Annotated in this window: 2 protein-coding genes; one reads left to right on the forward strand and one right to left on the reverse strand. The window is 57.8% G+C overall.

Annotated elements, in window-relative coordinates; translation table 11 throughout:
* The coding region (locus NKI72_RS34895; RefSeq protein WP_352852236.1) for a Crp/Fnr family transcriptional regulator at positions 1-581 on the reverse strand (581 nt) is incomplete at its 3' end.
* A 55-nt stretch (positions 582-636) separates the two neighbouring features.
* On the opposite strand from NKI72_RS34895, the gene NKI72_RS34900 reads away from it, so the two are divergent.
* Positions 637-1,164, forward strand: a complete 528-nt coding sequence (locus NKI72_RS34900; RefSeq protein ID WP_352693218.1) for a LysR substrate-binding domain-containing protein — start codon at positions 637-639, stop codon at positions 1,162-1,164.
* Positions 1,165-1,583 lie beyond the last annotated feature (419 nt).

Below are 1,583 nucleotides of genomic sequence, written 5' to 3' on the forward strand. Positions count from 1 at the left end.
AGGCCGAAGTGACTTTGCTCCTCCTCGCCGTAAGCACCGTGTGTGAGTTTTATCATTCCAACGCGATCGACGATTGCGATCTCGCCGCGTTTGGCGTGAACCAGCCCCCGATATTCAAGCATTTGGAGGGCGGTGGTAACGCCGGGGCGCCGGGCACCAAGCATGGTCGGCAGAAATTTATGCGTCAGGTAGATCTTGTTTCCTTCGGCGCGGTCTTGGACCATCAGCAGCCAGCGGGCCAACCGCTCTTCGATTTTGGAATGGCCGTTGACCAGCGCGGTCCGGGACGACTGCACGAGGAACGCGTGGGCATAGCGAAGCAGCGACTCGCGAAGGGACTGGCTTGCTGCAATCGCAGCGCGAAGGTCTTCAACGGGCAGAATCCAGCCATTGCCGGCGACCTGGATATAGGTTTCATTGGGAGACCTGTCTTGGCCGAGGATAACGCCAACCCCTGTCACGCCATCGTGGCCGACGATGCCGACTTCGCTTTGCCGCCCACCGGTCATGGTGGCGACCACCGATGCAATGCCCATCTCTGGAAAATACACACGCTCGATCGGCTGATATGCGACCTCCAACTGGTCTTTGATGTCGAGTTCGACGTGATGTTACCCGGACACCGATTGCACGCCATTGCTAACGACCGCTCCTTATGATTGGGAAATTTTCTTCGGAGGTGAGTTCGATCTCGCCTTTGACTGCGGTAATCCAAATGGGCCGAAAGATATCGACGCGGTGCTAGTGTTGCAATCGTTCGGCACCCCAGTTTGCTCTCCAAAGCTGCTGGAGAGAGGGGTGCCACTAACCTCTCCTGCCGACCTGGTTCACCATAACCTGCTGCATGAAACGTCTGATCGGCACGATTGGAAAGTTTGGGCTGGGCGATTTGTGCCGAACCTTCTTGACGTGAACTCGGGTGAGGTCTTTCCCAGTGCCGATATGGCCTATCGTGCCGCGGCCATGGGCCAGGGCGGCGCGATCGGAGACCTCTCTGTGCTCCACGAAGAGATCACCAAGGGAGAACTGGTCCTGCCGTTCAAGGATATGCAGATCTCTGACGACACGGAGGCCTATTACTTGTGTTGCAGAAGAGATTGCTGGACCGACCCTCGTATCGCCGCATTCCATCAGTGGGTATCGGCCGAGGCAACGTGGTCCTGAAGGCCGGGCGGTCAGGCGCGCCCCAAACGGCGACAATCGGGCGCGGCCATTTAAGTCGCACAGCATCGTATCCTGGAACTTCGAGGTGTCTACTCATAGAACACTGCATGGGGATGCCTTCAAGATCGTCCAGACACTACACGGTCACGTACTGGTTGCGCCTTGTCAGATGTGGCCAGCGTTCTCGCTGTTGGCGGACCACGGCAATTGTCCGCGAATGCGGCTAACGCTTCGAACTGGCGATTGAAACAGCTGGCCTGGAAACCCGCGCGAAGGGGGTGCTTCCCACCTGCGCAGTCCGTGGAGCTTAGCGCATTAGATCGGCGTACAAACGCAGCGGGAACTTTTAGCCCCTCGCGTCCATTTCCTGATCGATGCCCTGGAGAGTTCCGCCATGAATGTCAGCGATGAAAGGACTG

Origin of the sequence: Mesorhizobium sp. M0437 (genome assembly GCF_040321335.1) — a bacterium.
GTDB lineage: Bacteria > Pseudomonadota > Alphaproteobacteria > Rhizobiales > Rhizobiaceae > Mesorhizobium.